Below are 17,604 nucleotides of genomic sequence, written 5' to 3' on the forward strand. Positions count from 1 at the left end.
GCGGGTTACTCCGGGAGGTGCGGTTCGGAAGACTGGGGTGCCAGGGCCTGCGAGCTGCGGGCGGCGAAGTCGCGGTCGCCGACCAGGACGGCGTCCACGCCGTCGCTGTCGGACAGGCGCACCTGAACGGCCTCGCGCAGCGAGGTGGGGAGGTTCTTGCCGACGTAGTCGGCGCGGATCGGCAGCTCGCGGTGGCCGCGGTCGACCAGGACGGCGAGCTGGACGGCGCGCGGGCGGCCGATGTCGTTCAACGCGTCGAGCGCGGCGCGGATGGTCCGGCCGGAGAAGAGCACGTCGTCGACGAGGATGACGAGCTTGCCGTCGATGCCGCCGGGCGGGATCTCGGTGTGCTCCAGGGCGCGGGCGGGCTTCAGCCGCAGGTCGTCCCGGTACATGGTGATGTCCAGGGTGCCCAGCGGGATCTCGCGCCCGGTGATCTGGGCCAGCCGGCCGTGCAGGCGGCGGGCGAGGTGGACGCCCCTGGTGTGGATGCCGAGCAGCACGACGTCCTCCGCGCCCTTGGCGCGCTCGACGATCTCGTGCGCTATCCGGGTGAGGACCCGGGCGATGTCCGTGCCGTCCAGCACCTGGTGCGGTGCCCGGGGCGTCGGTTCATGGTGTGTGGTCATGCCGAAGCGGACCTCCTTCCCCGCCTCACGGGACGGGTCTTAAAGGATGTCTGGGGACTGCCCCCGCCGACCGGGCGCGGGCTTCGGGCCATCCTAGCAGCGCGCCGGATCGCAAACAGACGGCCATCATTCCGCTTCCCGGGGTTAACACTCCGGACGCGCCGACGATGCGGGCCATTCGCACGACTGCCCCATTCGGCTTGACGCAACTACCTTACTCTACGTAACCTCACAGTGAGTTACGAGACGGACGTCGGACCCACCGGTAACGGCGTCGGCAATCGCCCGTGACCCACCACTGAACGCGAAGCAATCTCGTCCGGGGAGATCAATGTCCAGCGACTACGCGAAGCAACTCGGAGGCAAGCTCCGAGCGATCCGCACTCAGCAGGGTCTCTCCCTGCACGGTGTCGAGGAGAAGTCCCAGGGGCGCTGGAAGGCAGTCGTCGTCGGCTCGTACGAGCGCGGTGACCGTGCGGTCACCGTGCAGCGGCTGGCCGAACTGGCGGAGTTCTACGGCGTCCCGGTGCAGGAGCTGCTGCCCGGCGGTACGCCCGGCGGCGCGGCCGAGCCGCCGCCGCGCCTGGTCCTCGACCTGGAGAGACTGACCCAGGTCCCTTCGGAGAAGGCCGGCCCGCTGCAGCGCTACGCGGCGACCATCCAGAGCCAGCGCGGTGACTACAACGGAAAGGTGCTGTCGATCCGTCAGGACGACCTGCGCACCCTGGCCGTCATCTACGACCAGTCGCCGTCGATCCTCACCGAGCAGCTGATCTCCTGGGGCGTGCTGAACCCCGACGCGCGCCGCGCGGTGCGCGAGGAGGACGCGAGCTGAGGCTCGCCGCACCGGCTCCCGCCGGCGGATCCAGGGACGACCCGGCCTGATTTCCGGTCGTACCCGCAAGCAGAAACGTCACGGCGCGGCTCCCCTGACCGGGGGCCGCGCCGCGGTGTCGGGGCCCCGGGACGGGGCCCCGCGGCGGAGCCGTCAGCAGACCGTTCCCAGGCCGTAGCCGGGCTGCGCCGCCACGCCGTCCAGCCGGACCGGCCGCTCGGCCGGCGCCCACTCCTGCCCGCCGCTCGACCAGGCCCAGGAGGCCTGCAGGTACTCCCCGCAGGAGGCGGCCGAACCCTGCGAGCCGTGCAGCACCGCGACGCCCGGCAGCTCCAGGGCCAGCCCGGTGCAGAGCACCGCGCAGACCAGCTCCAGGTCCTCGTCGTTGATCCGGACCACGCCGTCCTCCCACTGGAGGACCCGAGCCGCGGCGGTCAGCTTCCCGCCGGGCGCGTCCACCCGCAGGCGCAGCTCGTACACGCCGGCCCCCGCGCCGACCAGCATCCGGCGGAACACCTCGCCCCCGCGCTGGTAGGCGGCGCGCACCCAGGCGGCGTGCTCCTCGTCGGGCGCGCCCGCGCCCCCGTACAGGCCCCCGTCGAGCAGCAGGTCGGCGTGGCAGAGCGTCAGCCCGTTCTCCCGGGCGCGCACCAGGCGGGGCACGAAGTCCCCGGCCAGCTCCTCGCCCTGATAGGCCAGCAGCTGGGTCTGCAGGGCCGGGTTGACCAGGTAGCGGTCGCGGGCGGCGGGCTCGGCCGGGTCCAGCCCGTGCAGCACGCAGAACTCCTCGAAGTCCTGCGGGTGGAACATCCGGGCCCGGACGGTGTCGAACCGCTCCAGCGCCTCGGCCAGCAGCTCGGCGGTGTCGGCCAGGTAGCGCTCGTGGTCGGGGGCGTCGGAGATCCCCCAGGCGCGGGCCCGGGCGAAGTCCGCGGCGTTGGTCAGCACCCCGATGACAAAAGCCTGCTCGGCGCCGCCGGCCCGCTGTGGCCGGTGCGACGCCCGCACCGCGGGCCGCGAGCCGCCGGCGGTGCAGTCGGAGTTACGGCGGGCGCGACCCTTTTGACTCATCGGTGGCTCCTGGCTTCGGGGGTTGACGGTCCGCGGCACGCTCGCCGCTGACCGTCTTCCTCCCCATCCGCGCGCGCCGCACACGTACGGCGTGTCACAGGAATGTAACCACCGGTAATGCGGGGCCGCCGGGTCAGGCCCGGGGCGCCCGGGCCAGCTGGCGGGACTGCGCGACCAGGCGGCCGGACTCGTCCCAGACCTCCGCGTCCTCCTCGAAGTAGCCGCCGGCCAGGTTGCGGGTCGCGTGGGTGACCCGCAACCAGCCGGGCACGGGCCTGGCGCGCAGGTGGACGGTCAGCTCGATGGTGGGCGCCCAGCCCGGCATGCCGAGGTCGAAGGTGACCGGCGGCAGCGCGTCGGCGACCAGCAGGAGCAGCAGCGGGTCGGGCTCGCGGCCGTCGGCGAGCCGGAACCAGCCCTGGATCCGCCCGTTGCCGGAGGGCTGCCCGAGCGCCCAGCCGATGGTGGCCGGGTCCAGCCGCAGGTCGAACCGCTCCAGCAGGGCGGCCTGGGCGATCAGCTCCTTGGGCGCGTGCTCGACGCCGATGCACTGGTCCGGCGGCGGCAGCTGCGGCGGCCGCGCACTGGTGCGCACCTCGCCGTCGGCGGTGGCGAGGTCGCCGTGGCTGGCCACCACCCGCAGCCGCTCGACGCCGTCCTGGCTGAGCGAGGCGGTGCCGGTGGACAGGCCGCGGCCGGTGCGCAGCACCTCGGTGCGGACGGTGGCCGGGCCGGGGGTGGAGGCGGACAGGTAGTAACCGCTGATCGACACCGGGTCCGGGTGGGTGCCGTGCTCCAGCGACAGCGCGTGTCCGGCCACCGCGAGCAGCAGTCCGCCGTTCACCCCGCCGCCGATCTGCCAGCCGGCGCCGAGCTCGGCGTCGTAGCGGCCGGCCTCCTCGGGATGCCTGGTCAGGGCGATGCCCTGGTCGAACTCGCTGCGGATCGCGGTGGTCATCTGGGGGGACCTGCCCTTCACGCGTGGTTCCGGACGTCAAGTTACTGACAAGTAGGGCCCCACCCTACGCCGACCGGGTGAAACGCGGAACGGCCGCCGGACACCTGTTCGGGTCCGACGGCCGTCCACGACGTCCACCTGTCTACCGGCGGATGCTCGGCTTCAGCTCCAGGAAGCGGGCGAGCATGCCGTTGACGAAGGCCGGGGAGTCGTCCGTGGAGAACTCCTTGGCGATCTCGACGGCCTCGTCCAGGACGACGGCGTCCGGGACGCCGTCCTCCCAGATCAGCTCGTAGGCACCGAGCCGCAGGACGTTGCGGTCCACGATCGGCATCCGGTCGAGCGACCAGCCGACGGAGTACTGCTCGATCAGGTCGTCGATGCGACGAGCGTGCTGGACGTACCCCTCGATGAGCTCCATGGTGTACTCACCGACCTGCGGGGTGCCCTCGTCGGGCCTGGGCTCGCGGGCGCGGGCCACCCAGTCGGCGAGGACCTGCTGCGGGTCGACCCCGCGGTGGTCGGCCTCGAAGAGGATCTGGAAGGCCCTGGTGCGGGCCTTGCTGCGTGCGGCCGACACGGACTTACTTCACCCGGCCGAGGTAGCTGCCGTCGCGGGTGTCGACCTTGACCTTCTCACCCTTGGTGACGAAGAGCGGCACCTGGATCTCGGCGCCGGTCTCCAGGGTGGCCGGCTTGGTGCCACCGGTGGAGCGGTCGCCCTGGACGCCCGGCTCGGTCTCGGCGATGGTCAGCTCGACCGCGGCCGGGAGCTCGATGTAGAGGACCGAGCCCTCGTTCTGCGCGACGAGGGCCTCGAAGCCCTCCAGCAGGTACTTGGCGGCGTCGCCGACGACCGACGGCTCGATGGTCAGCTGGTCGTAGGTGTCCATGTCCATGAACACGAAGTTCTCGCCGTCCTTGTACGAGAACTGCATGCCGCGCTTGTCGACGTTGGCGGTCTCGACCTTGGTGCCCGCGTTGAAGGTCTTGTCGACGACCTTGCCGGTCAGGACCTCCTTGAGCTTGGTACGCACGAAGGCCGGGCCCTTGCCGGGCTTGACGTGCTGGAACTCGACGACGGACCAGAGCTTGCCGCCCTCCAGCTTGAGGACCATGCCGTTCTTGAGATCGTTCGTGGAAGCCACGGGCGCACTAACTCCTGTATAGCTGTCAAGGAACCAAGGGATTGCGTCCTGCCTCCCACGGCCCCCGGGGGGCCGCGGTCACAGGGCGAGGAGCTCCTTGGTGGTGATGGTGAGCAGCTCGGGCCCGCCCTCTTCGAGGGGGCGCACGACGAGCGTGTCCTCGATCCGGACGCCGCCCCTGCCCGGGAGGTGGACCCCCGGACCGACGGTGACCGGCACGCGGCTGTCCAGTTTACCCATGTCCGACGGACCGAGGCGCGGCGCCTCCCGGATCTCCAGCCCGACGCCGTGGCCCACCGGGTGCGGGGAGGCCTCGGTGTGGCCGGCCGCCTCCAGGACCTGCCGGGCGGCCCGGTCGGGCACGCACTGCTCCACGCCCGGCCCGAGCGCCTCCCGCCCGGCCCGCTGGGCCCGGAAGACCAGCCGGTGCAGCTCCACCTGCCAGGGCGCGGGGGCCGCGCCGATCACGAAGGTGCGGGCGGTGGAGACGCCGTAGCCGCGGTACTGGGCGCCCATCACCACGGTCAGGAAGTCGCCCTCCTCCACCCGGCGGTCGGTGGGCTGGTGGGCGGCCTGGCCGGAGTGGCTGCCGGTGCCGACCGAGACCGGGAAGGCGGCCCGGTCGGCGCCGTGGTCGATCATCCGGCGCTCCAGCTCCATCGCCAGGTGCCGCTCGGTGCGGCCGACCAGGATCGACTCCAGCAGCTCGCCCAGCGCCTGGTCGGCGATCTCGGCGGCGATCCGCAGGTCGGCGATCTCGTGCTCGTCCTTGACCACCCGCAGCCGCTCGACCGTCTGGGCGAGGTCCACCAGCCGGGCCCCCTCGGTCAGGCCCCCCACCGCCCGGTGCCGGGTGACGGTCAGGTCGTGCTCCTCCACCGCCAGTCCCGACACCCCGGACCGCGCGGCGACGGCCGCGACGGCCAGCGCGGAGTCCGACCCGGCCGCCACCGGCAGCCGGGTGACGTCCGGGGCGATCAGGTGCTCCCCGGAGTCGTCCGGCGGCAGATCGTCCGGCAGCGCGAGCAGCGCCCGCTCCCTGGTCAGCAGCAGGCTCGCCCCGCAGGGCGCGCAGCCCGTCAGGTACCGCACGTTCGCCGCGCGGGTGATCAGCGCCGCATCGGCCCCGGCCGCACTGCAGTGCTCCCTCACCCGCTCCCGCCGCCCCGCGTACGCATCCGCCATGCGTCGAGCCTACGAACCCCCGGCCCGAAGCGCCCGCCGAGCACCCCCGGCAGAACCCCCAATACCCCTTGCGCGCCCCCCTGCGCGACCGCGGCACCGTCCCCCTCGGGCCCTCACCCCGCCCCCCACGCAGCGTGCCGCCGAGGGGGCCCCGCACCCCCGGCGGCCCCTCGGACCCCTACCGGTCGCTACGCTCCGTCACGGATATGTCACTTCCGGTCGTGTGCGAGTGCGACCCGGTCGCCGGCCGGCACGTCGACTTCCGTGAGGAGCGCCGGCCCGGGGCGCACCAGGCCCCCCGGAACGCGCACGGCGCCTCCCCACCGCGGGGAGGCGCCGTTCCGGCGTGCGCGGGCAGGCCGCCGCTCGCGGCCGGGTGGCTCAGGAGCCCTCGGGCGTCCAGCGCTTCTCGACCCCGGCGAGCTTCCAGTACCCGATCGCGATCGCCCAGACGACCACGAACAGCCCGGCGATGGCGTAGCCGACGTTGTCCAGTGAGATGTCGGCGATGAAGCCGGTGACCGGGTCGGTCAGATCGAGCTTCTCGTGCAGCACCCCGACCAGCTCGATGGTGCCGATGACGAAGGCCACCGCGATCGACAGACCGGTGATGGTCAGGTTGTAGTACACCTTCCGCACCGGGTTGGCGAAGGCCCACTGGTACGCGAAGTTCATGAACGTCCCGTCCAGGGTGTCGAACAGGCTCATCCCGGCCGCGAACAGCAGCGGCAGGCAGACGATCGCGTACCAGGGCAGCCCGGAGGCGGCGCCCGAGCCGGCCATCACCATCAGGGTGACCTCGGTCGCGGTGTCGAAGCCCAGCCCCAGCACCATGCCCACCGGGAACATCTGCCCGGGCCGGGTGATCGAACGGGTCGCCCGGTTCAGCACCCGGGCCATGAAGCCGCGCGAGTCGAGGTGGGCCTCCAGCTCCTTCTCGTCGAACTTCCCGGCCCGCATCGATCGGAACACCCTGAGGATGCCGAGCAGCGCCGCCAGGTTGAGCGCGCCGATCAGGTAGAGGAACACGCCGGAGGTGGTCGTCCCGATCACGCCGAGCCACTTGTGGGTGGCCGACTCGTCGTCCATCAGGGTGTTCGCCAGCTGCGCGCCGCCCGCCACCAGGGCGGCCATCAGCACCACCATCGAGGAGTGCCCGAGGGCGAACCAGAAGCCCACCGAGACCGGCCGCTTGCCGTCCGCCATCAGCTTTCTGGTGGTGTTGTCGATCACCGCGATGTGGTCGGCGTCGAAGGCGTGCCGCATCCCGAGGGTGTACGCGGTGATACCCAGGCCCACCCCGAAGACCTGGGTACCGACCGCGTACTTCTCGGGTGCGACCAGGAAGATCAGCGTGCCGAAGGCCACCACGTGCATGGCCACGATCACCGCCATCAGCCCGGCGGTACGGACGGTGTCCTCGCGCCGCCACTGGAAGCTGGGCAGCGCGGAGGGGGCCGGTTCGGCCCCGGCGGCAACGGTTTCGGGCAGGGTCATCTGCGGATCACGCTCCAGCACCTCGTGGAAAACCTCGTGAGATGCCGTGGCCGGTCTCCTGGCTGACGGGACACCCGCACCCGCCTTCCCAAGCGCACGAGGCGCCCAGTGGCTCCATGGGTACGGACGACGTTCCTCCGCGGACGGAGGAACGACCCGATCACAGTGGCGAGGGCCGCTCCGGGCTGGGACCCCTGAGGGTCCGTCACCGGTCTTCCCGAGCACCACGGCGGGGAACACCGTAGGGGTCACGCCCCGACCCGTGCAAGGTTGCGCACCTGCGCAGGTGTCCAGGATCACAGACCGCCGCCTGCGAGAATGTCCGCATGCATCTCGTACCGGCCGACCGCGCGGGCCACCGCACCATCGACGGGCACCGGGTCTGCGAGGCCATCGCCGCGATCGGCGACCCGGCCCACGTCCGGTCCTGGGCCGAGCGGTTCTCCCTGCTCGCCGACCCCGGCCGGCTCGCCCTGCTGCTCGCCCTCCACCGGGCCGGGCCGCTCGCCGTCACCGACCTCGCGGTCGCCACCGGCATGCGCGACCCCGCCGTCTCCCAGGCCCTGCGGCTGCTCCGCACGGCCGGCGTGGTCACCGGCGACCGGGACGGACGCGTGGTGCGCTACCAGCTCGTGGACGAGGCCATGCGCCCCCTCCTCGACGAGTGCGCCGCCGGTGAACACCACGAGCCCACCGCGGCCACGGGCTGACCCACTGGCCCGGCCCCGGAACCGCGCCGCGGCCGGAGCGGATGAGTACGATCATGACGTGCCGTCCCGCCCCCACGCCTGGCCCGCCGACCGGTGGAACACCCGACCGGTCAGGGCCCGCGTGCTGGCGGTCGCCCGCACCCTCACCTCGGCCACCCGGGTCCTGGACGTCCTGACCCTGCTGAACCCGGACGGCATCGACCGGTACTTCACCGTCAACCCCGGCTCCGCCTTCGCCGACCGCGCCCTGGACGAGTACCTGCACGGCCTGCCCGGCTTCACCGTGCTGGACTGGGAGGACGCCGTCAGCCGCCGCTTCGACCTGGCCGTCGCCTGCGCCGTCCACTCCTCCATGCACCGGCTGGACGCCCGCCTCGTCGTCCTCCCGCACGGCGTCGGCTACAACCGGCTGGTCACCGAGTCCACCGGCGACACGGTCACCGCCGCCGGTCTGTCCCGCAACGAACTCACCCACCGCGGACGGGTGTTCGTGGACGTCCTCGGCCTCTCCCACCCCGAGCAGCTGGACCGGCTGCGGGTCTCCTGCCCCGAGGCGCTGGACGTCGCCCGGGTGGTCGGCGACCCCTGCTTCGACCGGATGCTCGGCAGCCGGCGCTCCCGCGACGGCTACCGCGCCGCACTCGGCGCCACCGGCGGCCGACGGCTCGTCGTCGTCAGCTCCACCTGGAGCGAGCACTCCTTGTTCGGCCGCCGCCCGGACCTCCCCCGGCGGCTGGTCCGCCGGCTCCCCGCCGACGAGTACACGGTCGCCGTCGTCCTGCACCCCAACGTGTGGAGCCGCCACGACCCCGAGGCGCTGCTCGACGACGCCCGCCGGATGGGCCTGCGCCTGATCCCGCCCCACCAGGGCTGGCAGGCCGCGCTCGTCGCCGCCGACTGCGTGATCGGCGACCACGGCTCGGTCACCGTCTACGGCGCCGCCCTGAACCACCGCACCCTGCTCGTCGCCACCGGCGCCGCCGAACTCGACCCCCGCTCCCCCGGCTACGCCTTCGGCCAGGCAGCGCCCGTCCTCGACCCGGACGGGGACCTCGCCGCCCAGGTCGAACAGGCCCTCGCCCGGGACCCGGCCGACCTGAGCGCGATCACCGACCGCTCGCTCGCCCACCGCGGCGAATCCGCCCGGCTGCTGCGCCCGCTGCTGCACTCCTTCCTGGCCGGGCTGGACGAGCCCGGGGACGAACCGGCCCTGCCGCCCTACCCCAGGCCGGCCCCGTGCCCCGGCACCGTCGACCGGCCCACCGCCTACGACGTCGAGGGCCGGAGCGAGGGCACCGAGGTCAGCCTGCGGCGCTACCCCTTCGACCCGCACGACCACGCCCCGCGCGGCTTCCACGCCCTCACCGACGAGCACCCGGGCGACGCCCTGCGCTACACCGCCGAGGTCCTGGCCCGCACCGAGGTGCACGCCGAACGCCCCGCCGCCCGCTGGCTCGCCGACTCCGCCGCCGAACTCCCCGGCCTCGCCGTCGCGGTGGCCGCCCTCGGCCCGGCCCGCCACCTGCTCCGACTGCGCGCCGGCCTGCTGCTGGAGGCCCGCGCCGAACCGGACTGGACCTGCCCCGACCCCGCCGTCGACCCGCTGCTGCTCGGCTCCGCCGTGGCCTGCTGGCTCGCCGACGGCGGCGACCCGGCCGGCCTCCCCCGGCACGGCCTCACCGTCCGCACCGGCGAGCACCGCACCCGGGTGTCCTTCCGTACCGGCCCCTGAGAAGGGCGCTACTCCGGCAGCTCCCGCAGCCGCGCCCGGCTGCGCTCCGCGAGCTCCGCGTCGTCCAGCTCCTCGGCGAGGGCGAGCAGCAGGGTGTGGGCCTGCGCCTCCTTCGCGTACTGGCCGCGCTCCTCGGCCCGCCGGGCGCAGTCGCCCGCGTGGACGGCGGCGAGCTCCGGCTGCCCGAGCGCCCGGTGGGCCCGGGCGCGGACCAGCGGCAGCTTCATCAGCATGTCCTCGTCCCGCGTCCGCTCGGCCTGCGCGGTGGCCTCGGCCAGCCGGGCCAGCGCCTCCTGCGCGCGGCCGTCGGCGATCAGCGCCTGCGCCAGGTTGTAGCTCTGGACGATCTCGCCGTGCTCGTCGCCCCGGTTCGCCGCCAGAGCCAGCGTGAACCGCCGCACCGCGTCGCCCGGGCGGCCGTCGGCCAGGCAGAGCAGACCGTCCGTCTCGTGGAGCACCCCCACCACCCGACGGTCGGTCACCAGCGGGACCTGCTCCGCGGCGAGCGCCAACTGCTCGGCGGCGAGCCGGTATTCCTTGCGGTCGAAGTGGGCCCGGGCGAGCTGGTTGCGCATCCGGACCACGGCGGCCGGCTGGTTGTCCCACTGGGCCGACTCGATGCCGAGCCGGTGGGTGGCGATCCAGTCCTGGTAGAGCCTGCGGTCGTGGTACAGCAGCCAGAGCGACTCGCACAGCCGCCACACCTCGCCGTGCCACCCCTGCCGGGCCGCCTCCTCCACCACCGCGCGGAAGTTGGCCCGTTCCGCGTACAGCCACTCCAGGGCCGCGGTGTCGGAGGCGAAGCCGGGCAGGTCGTCGCCGCTCGGGTCCTGCAGGCGGAGCCTGCTCCCGGCCATCGCACGGTCGGCGACCGAGGCCCGGCCCCGGTAGTACGCCACGACGGCGGCGAGGAGTTCCCCGCGGCCGGCCAGTTCCCGGGTCCGGCCGTAGGCGTGCAGCCGCACCACGTCGTGGGCCCGGAAGCGGTCCTCGCGGTCGCCGTCCAGCACCTCGTCCAGCACGTGGACGCCCCGCAGCTCCCCGATCGCCTGCCCGGCCCGCTCGACGCCGACCGCACGCGCCAGTTCGGCGGAGACGAAGGGGCCGGGGTGCACGCCGATCAGGTGGTAGAGCGCCCGGCCCGGCGCCGACAGCCGCTCGTAGACCAGGTCGTAGGTCGCGCCGAGATCGCTCTCCTCGTCCTCCAGCATCGCCAACCTGCCCTCCCGGTCGTGGAGTTCGGCCACCACCCGGCCGACCGGCAGGTGGTCCCGGTCCAGCAGCTGGCTCCCGACCGCGTTCAGCGCGAGCGGCAGCCCGCCGCACAGCTCGACCAGTTCCGCCAGTTCCCCGTCGGTGCCCCGCCCCGGGCCCACCCAGCCGCGCACCAGCTCGGCGCCCGCCCTCGCGCTCAGCGGGCCGAGCCGGCGCACCACGGCACCGTCCGTCCGCAGCGCGGGCAGCCGCCGGCGGCTCGCGACCACCACCAGCCCGCAGGACGGGAGCAGCGCACGGACCTCCGCGGCGTGCTCGACGTTGTCCAGGAAGAACAGGCACCGGCGCTCGGCGGTGGCGGTGCGGAACGCCGTGAACCGCTCGGCCTCCGCGGCCGGGGGCTCGGTGCCGAGGGCGCGCAGGAATCCGGCCAGCAGCTCGGGGAGGTCCACCCCGCCCTGGTGCCGGTAGGCCTTCAGGTCGGCGTAGAGGTCCCCGCCCGGGAAGTGCTCCCGGTGCTCCTCGGTGAACCTGGCGATCAGCTCGGTCTTCCCGACCCCGCCGAGGCCGGTGAACACCACGACCCCGAGTCCGCCCTCCACGACCCGGCCCAAGGCCTCGGTCAGCGCGGCGAGTTCCGGCTCCCGGTTGACGAACGGGCCGTGCGGGGACCGGATCTGATGCGGCCTCGGCACCGCCCGCGGCTGGTGCAGGTGCAGCGCCCCGATGCTCCCGGCCTGCACCACGTGGCCGCCCACCGTGGCCCCCGACACGGTGTTGGCCACCTCGTGCCGCTCCATCCGCCTGCTCCCTCCGGCCGGTCGGCCCCAGCCTACGGGCTGGGCACCCGGCCGGAGGGGCACTCGGAGGTCACCGGGGGGTGATCTCGCCCATCTCCGCCCAGCCGTCCAGGCCGGGGATCTCGGTCGAGACGATCCGCGGCTTGGCGGCCACCGCGTACGACAGCTCCTCCATGGCCTTGGCGAAGTGCGCGGACTCCACGTGCTCCTTGCCCGCGTCGCCGTCGCGGAACGCCTCGACCAGGACGAACTCGTTGGGGTCGTCGACGCTGCGGGACCACTCGAAGAAGAGGTTGCCGGGCTCCTGGCGGGTGGCCCGGGTGAACTCGTCGACCAGGCCCAGCCACTCGTCGGCGCGCTCGGGGCGGACCGGGAACTTGACCGTGATGAAGATCATGGGACTTCCTTTCGCTCCACGTTCACACGTGGCCGTGCGGACAGGGGCGCGCGGCTCGGCGCGCTCGACGTCCATCGTCGCAGCTCAGAAGGGCTGTCCACGACACGGGGGCAGCACGCGTCACGATCGGGCGCCCGTCACGCCGACTGGCAGCCCGGGCACCAGAAGAGGTTGCGGGCGGCGTGCGCCTCCGTCCGCACGTCGGTGCCGCAGACCAGGCAGGGCATGGCGGCCCGCCGGTAGACGTACACCTCGCCGCCGTGGTCGTCCACCCGGGGCGGGCGGCCCATCGCCTCGGGGGTGTGCTCCGGGCGGACGGTGTCGATCCGGCCGGCGGTGACGCCCTCGCGCATCAGGGCGACCAGGTCGGCCCAGACCGCGTCCCACTCCCGGCGGGTGAGGTCGCGCCCGGCCCGGTGCGGGTCGATGCCGTGGCGGAACAGCACCTCGGCCCGGTAGACGTTGCCCACCCCGGCCAGCACCTTCTGGTCCATCAGCAGTGCCGCGACGGTCGTGCGGCTGCCCGATATCCGGCGCCAGGCGGCCTCCGGGTCGGCGTCGGCGCGCAGCGGGTCGGGGCCCAGCCGGGCGGCGACGGCGGCCTTCTGGCCCTCGGTGACGAGCGCGCAGGTGTTGGGGCCGCGCAGGTCGGCGTAGCCGTCCTCGTTCTCCAGCCGCAGCCGGACCAGCCCGACCGGCTCGGGCGCCGGGCCGGTGCCGAAGGTGAAGCCGCCGTAGAGGCCGAGGTGGACGTGCACCCAGGCGCCCTCCTCGAAGCCGAGGAAGAGGTGCTTGCCGGTGGCCTCCGCACCGGTGAGCAGCTGCCCGTCGATCACCTTGGCCTCGTCGGCGAACCGGCCCTGCGGGCTGGAGACCCGCACCGGGCGGCCGCCGAAGGCCTTCCGGTTCTCGGTGGCGAGGCGGTGGATGATGTGGCCTTCGGGCACGGGCGTCGGCTCCTCCGGGCGCGGCGACATGACCCGTCCATCATCGCAGCCGGCTCCGACAGCTCCGCGACGCCGCAGGCCGGCGGACCGGGAAGGGCGCGGCCCGGCGGACCGGGAAGGGCGCGGCTCCGCGGGGCCGGGGCGGCGGTTCAGCGGACCGGGATGCCCATCAGCCGGGCCAGGATGACGCGGTCCAGCTCGGCGGCCGTCCCGGCGACGTCCAGGGCGGAGTTGTCGATGATCGGCAGCCCGGAGTTGTACCAGCCGGCCATCCGCCCGTGGATGCGGGCGACCTCCTCGTCCCCGAGACGGCGGTTGCCGCTGCGCCGGGCGTTGCGGTGCAGGACGGAGTCCAGGCTGGGCAGCAGGACGACCGGGATCATGCCGGGGCCGATGTGCCGCTTCCAGCCGCCGAGGCCGATCGCCGGGCGGTCCGGGAAGACGGCGTCGTCGATGATGCAGGAGATGCCGTTGGCCAGGTAGTTGCGGCACGCGAAGCCGCAGGTGCGGCGGGCCAGCCGGTACTGCGCCTCGGAGGCGTTGTTCCAGCCCGACTGCGGGTTCGCGAAGCCGGACTGCACCCACTCGCGGACGTCGTCCAGGCTGATGTGCGCGGTCGGGGTGGGCCGCCGCTCGGCCCAGTGGCGGGCGACGGTGGTCTTGCCGGCCCCGGCCGGTCCGATCAGCAGGACGGCGATCGGCCCGGTGGCCGCGTGCTGCCGCGGCGGGTGGGTGGGCAGTTGGACGGGCGCGCCGGACGGCAGCACGAAGTGCCCGGTGCCGCCGGCGGGCACCGGGGCGCTCGGCACGGGTGCGGCCGCGGGGGCCGGGGCGGAACGGGCGACGGGCCCGGGAGCGGCGGGGGCCGCGGGCGCCGGCCGGACCGGCGGGGACGGAGGGGCGAGCGGCGCCCCCGACGACGTCCCCCGTGTCCCGCCCCCCGGCGGCACCGGTGGAGCGACGGGACGCGGCGGGACCTGCCCACCTCCGGCGTACTGCGTCACGGCACCTCCCGACACCTCTCAGCGGGGACACTACACGGCGGCCCGGCGGCCGGCACAGTCCGCCGCCGGGCCACCGCCCGTACCCTCAGCGGGTGGTGAGCCGCTCGGCCAGCGCGCGCAGCGCCAGCTCGTAGGAGCCGAGCCCGAAGCCGGCGATGGTGCCGGAGGCCACCGCGGCGATCACCGAGGTGTGCCGGAAGGCCTCCCGGGCGTACGGGTTGGAGATGTGCACCTCGATCAGCGGCGCGGTGCGCTGGGCCGCGGCGTCCCGCATCGCGTACGAGTAGTGGGTGAACGCGCCGGGGTTGATCACCACCGGCACCTGCCCGTCGGCCGCCTCGTGCAGCCACTCCACCATCTGCTGCTCGGAGTTGGTCTCGTGCACCTCGACCTCGAAGCCGAACTCCTTGCCCAGCGCGGTGCAGCGCTCGACCAGTCCGGCGTACGAGGTGGCGCCGTAGACGTCCGGCTCCCGGCTGCCCAGCCGGCCCAGGTTGGGGCCGTTGAGCACCATCACCCTGGTCACGCCGAGACCTCCGCGTACGCGGCGACCAGCAGCGACGGGTCGGGGCCCTCCAGCACCGAGGTCTTGCCCAGGCCGTCCAGCACGATGAAGCGGATCAGGTCGCCGCGCGACTTCTTGTCGATCTTCATCGCGTCCAGCAGCTTCGGCCAGGCGTCCGCCCGGTAGCTCAGCGGCAGGCCGACCGAGGCCAGCACGGTGCGGTGCCGGTCGGCCGTCTCGTCGTCCAACCGCCCGGCCAGGCGGCCGAGTTCGGCGGCGAAGACCATGCCGATGGAGATCGCGGCGCCGTGCCGCCACTTGTACCGCTCGTTGCGCTCGATGGCGTGGCCGAGGGTGTGGCCGTAGTTGAGGATCTCGCGGCGGCCGGACTCCTTGAGGTCCCCGGAGACCACGTCGGCCTTGACCTGGATGGCCCGGCGGATCAGCTCGACGGTGTGCGGCCCGGCCGGCGTCCTCGCGCCCTCCGGGTCGGCCTCGATCAGGTCGAGGATGGCCGGGTCGGCGATGAAGCCGCACTTGATGACCTCGGCCAGGCCGGAGACGTAGTCGTGCTTGGGCACGGTCTCCAGGGTGCCGAGGTCGGCCAGCACGCCCACCGGCGGGTGGAAGGCGCCGACCATGTTCTTGCCCTCGGCGATGTTGATGCCGGTCTTGCCGCCGACGGCCGCGTCGACCATGCCGAGCAGCGTGGTGGGCATGGAGATCCAGCGCACCCCGCGCAGCCAGGTGGCGGCGACGAAGCCGGCCAGGTCCGTGGTGGCGCCGCCGCCGAGGCCGACGACGACGTCGCTGCGGGTGAAGCCGGTCTGCCCGAGCACCGACCAGCAGTACGCGGCGACCTCGACGCTCTTGGATTCCTCGGCGTTGGGCACCTGCAGCGCGATGGCCTCGTAGCCCTCGCCGACCAGGTCGTCGCGGATCGCGTCGGCGGTGGCGGCCAGCGCCTCCGGGTGGATGATCGCGACCCGCTTGGCCCGGGTGCCGATCAGCGGCGCCAGCTCACCGAGCAGCTGGTGCCCGATCAGCACGTCGTACGGGTCGTGGCCGGCGCTGCCGCCGACGTGGATCCTGACGGTGGTGTCAGTCATGGGGGGTCTTCAGCTCCAGTGCTTCCAGTACGGCGTCCGCGACCTGCTCCGGGCTGCGCCCGGCGGTGTCGACCACGGCGGTGGCCACCTCCAGGTAGAGGGGGCGGCGGGCCTCCATCAGCTCGCGCCAGCGGGCCCGCGGATTGACGGCCAGCAGCGGGCGCGGGGCGTCCAGGCCGACCCGCTTGACGGCGTCGGCGAGCGGCACCTCCAGGAGGACCACCGGCAGCTCGTGCAGCAGCGCGCGGGTGGCCTCGGCCAGCACCGCGCCGCCGCCGAGCGCCAGGACCCCGTCGTGCCCCTCGGCGGCCGCGCGCACGGCCGCCGCCTCCAGCGCGCGGAAGTGCGGCTCGCCCTCGTCGACGAAGATGTCCGGGATGGGCTTTCCGACGGTCGCCTCGATGTCGGCGTCGGTGTCCCGGAAGCCCACGCCCAGGCGCTCGGCCAGGACCCGCCCGACGGTGGACTTGCCACTGCCGGGCGGGCCGACCAGCACCACAACGGGACTGGTCATCGGATGATCAGGTTGTCGAGGTAGCTCTGCACGTTGCGGCGGGTCTCGGAGACGTTGTCGCCGCCGAACTTCTCGTTCACCGCGTCCGCCAGCACCAGCGCGACCATCGCCTCGGCGACGATGCCCGCGGCCGGCACCGCGCAGACGTCCGAGCGCTGGTGGTGCGCCTTGGCCGGCTCGCCGGTGCGCACGTCCAGGGTCTGGAGCGCCCGCGGCACGGTGGCGATCGGCTTCATCGCGGCGCGCACCCGCAGCACCTCACCGGTGGACAGGCCGCCCTCGGTGCCGCCGGAGCGGCCGGAGGTCCGCTTGACGCCCTCGGCGGTCGGGACGATCTCGTCGTGCGCCTTGGAGCCCGGCACCCGGGCCAGCTCGAAGCCGTCGCCGACCTCGACGCCCTTGATCGCCTGGATGCCCATCAGCGCGGCGGCCAGCCGCGCGTCCAGCCGGCGGTCCCAGTGCACGTGCGAGCCGAGGCCCACCGGCACGCCGTACGCCAGCACCTCGACCACGCCGCCCAGGGTGTCGCCGTCCTTGTGGGCCTGGTCGATCTCGGCGACCATCGCCTTCGAGGCGTCGGCGTCCAGGCAGCGCACCGGGTCGGCGTCCAGTCGCGCCTCGTCCGAGGGCAGCGGCACCACACCGGCCGGCGCCTTGGCCGCGGCCAGCTCGACCACGTGGCTGACGATCTCGATGCCGGCCACCTCGCGGAGGTACGCGCGGGCGACGGCGCCCAGCGCGACCCGGGCGGCCGTCTCCCGGGCGCTGGCGCGCTCCAGGATCGGCCGGGCCTCGTCGATCGAGTACTTCTGCATGCCGGCCAGGTCGGCGTGGCCGGGCCGGGGGCGGGTGAGCGCCTCGTTGCGGGCCAGGCCCGCCAGCACCTCGGGGTCGACCGGGTCGGCCGACATGACCTGCTCCCACTTCGGCCACTCGGTGTTGCCGACCATGACCGCGACCGGGCTGCCCATGGTCAGACCGTGCCGGACGCCGCCGAGGAAGGTCACCTCGTCCTGCTCGAACTTCATCCGCGCCCCGCGGCCGTAACCGAGCCGGCGGCGCGCCAGCGCGTCGGCCACCACAGCGGTGGTGACCGGTACACCGGCGGGCAGGCCTTCCAGCGTCGCGACGAGTGCGGGGCCGTGCGACTCCCCCGCCGTCAGCCAGCGCAACGTACCCAACGGAGCTCCTTCATCAGCGGACCGGACCTCGGCACCGCCGGGGCCCGCCCCGGGCGTGCCTTGTGCCTGAATCCTTTCATGCCCCAGCAGCACCTGGGGGCACAGTCCGCGTGCCGGACGGCAACCGGCCACCATCCGGCCGGGAACCACCCGGGGAACCGGCCGCA

18 protein-coding genes and 1 riboswitch are annotated in these 17,604 nt (G+C 73.9%); of the genes, 3 read left to right on the plus strand and 15 right to left on the minus strand.

Annotated features, from left to right (window positions below; genetic code table 11):
• Positions 1–5: 5 nt before the first annotated feature.
• A complete protein-coding gene (pyrR, locus tag ACFVHV_RS13030; RefSeq protein WP_359897432.1) occupies positions 6–629 on the minus strand; it encodes a bifunctional pyr operon transcriptional regulator/uracil phosphoribosyltransferase PyrR in 624 nt (207 codons plus the stop codon).
• Between the two features lie 331 nt (positions 630–960).
• Between pyrR and ACFVHV_RS13035 the strand changes: the two genes are divergently transcribed.
• Positions 961–1,464: a transcriptional regulator gene (locus ACFVHV_RS13035; protein WP_030056198.1), complete on the plus strand. Its 504-nt coding sequence runs from the start codon at positions 961–963 to the stop codon at positions 1,462–1,464.
• Between the two features lie 153 nt (positions 1,465–1,617).
• Here the strand turns inward: ACFVHV_RS13035 and ACFVHV_RS13040 are convergent, their stop codons facing one another.
• From ACFVHV_RS13040 to ACFVHV_RS13065, 6 genes are all read right to left on the minus strand, one after another.
• Positions 1,618–2,535, minus strand: coding sequence for a hypothetical protein (locus ACFVHV_RS13040; RefSeq protein ID WP_359897434.1), 918 nt, complete (start codon positions 2,533–2,535; stop codon positions 1,618–1,620).
• 133 nt (positions 2,536–2,668) lie between these two features.
• The gene (locus ACFVHV_RS13045) at positions 2,669–3,493 is read right to left on the minus strand and encodes a thioesterase family protein (RefSeq protein WP_359897436.1); all 825 of its coding nucleotides are present in this window, start codon (positions 3,491–3,493) and stop codon (positions 2,669–2,671) included.
• Between the two features lie 142 nt (positions 3,494–3,635).
• Positions 3,636–4,073, minus strand: a complete 438-nt coding sequence (nusB, locus tag ACFVHV_RS13050) for a transcription antitermination factor NusB (protein WP_359897437.1) — start codon at positions 4,071–4,073, stop codon at positions 3,636–3,638.
• 4 nt (positions 4,074–4,077) lie between these two features.
• Positions 4,078–4,641, minus strand: a complete 564-nt coding sequence (efp, locus tag ACFVHV_RS13055; protein WP_359897438.1) for an elongation factor P — start codon at positions 4,639–4,641, stop codon at positions 4,078–4,080.
• Positions 4,642–4,719: 78 nt separating this feature from the next.
• Complete coding sequence (locus ACFVHV_RS13060; protein WP_359897439.1) at positions 4,720–5,826, minus strand: aminopeptidase P family protein; 1,107 nt, start codon at positions 5,824–5,826, stop codon at positions 4,720–4,722.
• A gap of 381 nt (positions 5,827–6,207) precedes the next feature.
• Positions 6,208–7,323, minus strand: a complete 1,116-nt coding sequence (locus ACFVHV_RS13065) for a HoxN/HupN/NixA family nickel/cobalt transporter (RefSeq protein ID WP_359897440.1) — start codon at positions 7,321–7,323, stop codon at positions 6,208–6,210.
• A gap of 30 nt (positions 7,324–7,353) precedes the next feature.
• Positions 7,354–7,567, minus strand: a riboswitch (cobalamin riboswitch).
• 82 nt (positions 7,568–7,649) lie between these two features.
• Between ACFVHV_RS13065 and ACFVHV_RS13070 the strand changes: the two genes are divergently transcribed.
• Complete coding sequence (locus ACFVHV_RS13070) at positions 7,650–8,033, plus strand: metalloregulator ArsR/SmtB family transcription factor (protein WP_359897441.1); 384 nt, start codon at positions 7,650–7,652, stop codon at positions 8,031–8,033.
• 58 nt (positions 8,034–8,091) lie between these two features.
• Positions 8,092–9,765 (plus strand): hypothetical protein, encoded by a 1,674-nt coding sequence (locus ACFVHV_RS13075; protein WP_380351170.1) that lies wholly within the window; start codon positions 8,092–8,094, stop codon positions 9,763–9,765.
• Positions 9,766–9,773: 8 nt separating this feature from the next.
• Here the strand turns inward: ACFVHV_RS13075 and ACFVHV_RS13080 are convergent, their stop codons facing one another.
• From ACFVHV_RS13080 to aroC, 8 genes are all read right to left on the minus strand, one after another.
• The gene (locus tag ACFVHV_RS13080) at positions 9,774–11,780 is read right to left on the minus strand and encodes an AAA family ATPase (RefSeq protein WP_380351172.1); all 2,007 of its coding nucleotides are present in this window, start codon (positions 11,778–11,780) and stop codon (positions 9,774–9,776) included.
• A gap of 70 nt (positions 11,781–11,850) precedes the next feature.
• Entirely contained in the window at positions 11,851–12,177 is a 327-nt protein-coding gene (locus tag ACFVHV_RS13085; protein ID WP_359897444.1) for a putative quinol monooxygenase, read from the minus strand.
• 137 nt (positions 12,178–12,314) lie between these two features.
• Entirely contained in the window at positions 12,315–13,124 is an 810-nt protein-coding gene (locus ACFVHV_RS13090; protein WP_359897445.1) for a DNA-formamidopyrimidine glycosylase family protein, read from the minus strand.
• Positions 13,125–13,273: 149 nt separating this feature from the next.
• Positions 13,274–13,933 carry an AAA family ATPase gene (locus tag ACFVHV_RS13095; RefSeq protein WP_380351174.1) on the minus strand — a complete coding sequence of 220 codons (660 nt, stop codon included), beginning with the start codon at positions 13,931–13,933 and terminating at the stop codon, positions 13,274–13,276.
• A gap of 280 nt (positions 13,934–14,213) precedes the next feature.
• Entirely contained in the window at positions 14,214–14,642 is a 429-nt protein-coding gene (gene aroQ / locus ACFVHV_RS13100; protein ID WP_380351208.1) for a type II 3-dehydroquinate dehydratase, read from the minus strand.
• An 8-nt stretch (positions 14,643–14,650) separates the two neighbouring features.
• The gene (aroB, locus tag ACFVHV_RS13105) at positions 14,651–15,742 is read right to left on the minus strand and encodes a 3-dehydroquinate synthase (protein WP_380351176.1); all 1,092 of its coding nucleotides are present in this window, start codon (positions 15,740–15,742) and stop codon (positions 14,651–14,653) included.
• Entirely contained in the window at positions 15,735–16,256 is a 522-nt protein-coding gene (locus ACFVHV_RS13110; protein ID WP_380351178.1) for a shikimate kinase, read from the minus strand. The genes aroB and ACFVHV_RS13110 overlap by 8 nt, the downstream gene beginning before the upstream one ends.
• Complete coding sequence (gene aroC, locus ACFVHV_RS13115) at positions 16,253–17,437, minus strand: chorismate synthase (RefSeq protein WP_380351179.1); 1,185 nt, start codon at positions 17,435–17,437, stop codon at positions 16,253–16,255. Before aroC ends, ACFVHV_RS13110 begins: the two co-directional genes overlap by 4 nt.
• Positions 17,438–17,604: the final 167 nt, after the last annotated feature.

This window comes from Kitasatospora sp. NPDC127116, assembly GCF_042677365.1.
GTDB lineage: Bacteria > Actinomycetota > Actinomycetes > Streptomycetales > Streptomycetaceae > Kitasatospora > Kitasatospora lactacystinica.

Bases quoted from the DNA above. Each gene is read 5' to 3' on its own strand.
- pyrR (WP_359897432.1), bottom strand. From the start codon at position 629: ATGACCACACACCATGAACCGACGCCCCGGGCACCGCACCAGGTGCTG.
- ACFVHV_RS13035 (WP_030056198.1), top strand. From the start codon at position 961: ATGTCCAGCGACTACGCGAAGCAACTCGGAGGCAAGCTCCGAGCGATC.
- ACFVHV_RS13040 (WP_359897434.1), bottom strand. From the start codon at position 2,535: ATGAGTCAAAAGGGTCGCGCCCGCCGTAACTCCGACTGCACCGCCGGC.
- ACFVHV_RS13045 (WP_359897436.1), bottom strand. From the start codon at position 3,493: ATGACCACCGCGATCCGCAGCGAGTTCGACCAGGGCATCGCCCTGACC.
- ACFVHV_RS13060 (WP_359897439.1), bottom strand. From the start codon at position 5,826: ATGGCGGATGCGTACGCGGGGCGGCGGGAGCGGGTGAGGGAGCACTGC.
- ACFVHV_RS13065 (WP_359897440.1), bottom strand. From the start codon at position 7,323: ATGACCCTGCCCGAAACCGTTGCCGCCGGGGCCGAACCGGCCCCCTCC.
- ACFVHV_RS13070 (WP_359897441.1), top strand. From the start codon at position 7,650: ATGCATCTCGTACCGGCCGACCGCGCGGGCCACCGCACCATCGACGGG.
- ACFVHV_RS13080 (WP_380351172.1), bottom strand. From the start codon at position 11,780: ATGGAGCGGCACGAGGTGGCCAACACCGTGTCGGGGGCCACGGTGGGC.
- ACFVHV_RS13085 (WP_359897444.1), bottom strand. From the start codon at position 12,177: ATGATCTTCATCACGGTCAAGTTCCCGGTCCGCCCCGAGCGCGCCGAC.
- aroQ (WP_380351208.1), bottom strand. From the start codon at position 14,642: ATGGTGCTCAACGGCCCCAACCTGGGCCGGCTGGGCAGCCGGGAGCCG.
- aroB (WP_380351176.1), bottom strand. From the start codon at position 15,742: ATGACTGACACCACCGTCAGGATCCACGTCGGCGGCAGCGCCGGCCAC.
- ACFVHV_RS13110 (WP_380351178.1), bottom strand. From the start codon at position 16,256: ATGACCAGTCCCGTTGTGGTGCTGGTCGGCCCGCCCGGCAGTGGCAAG.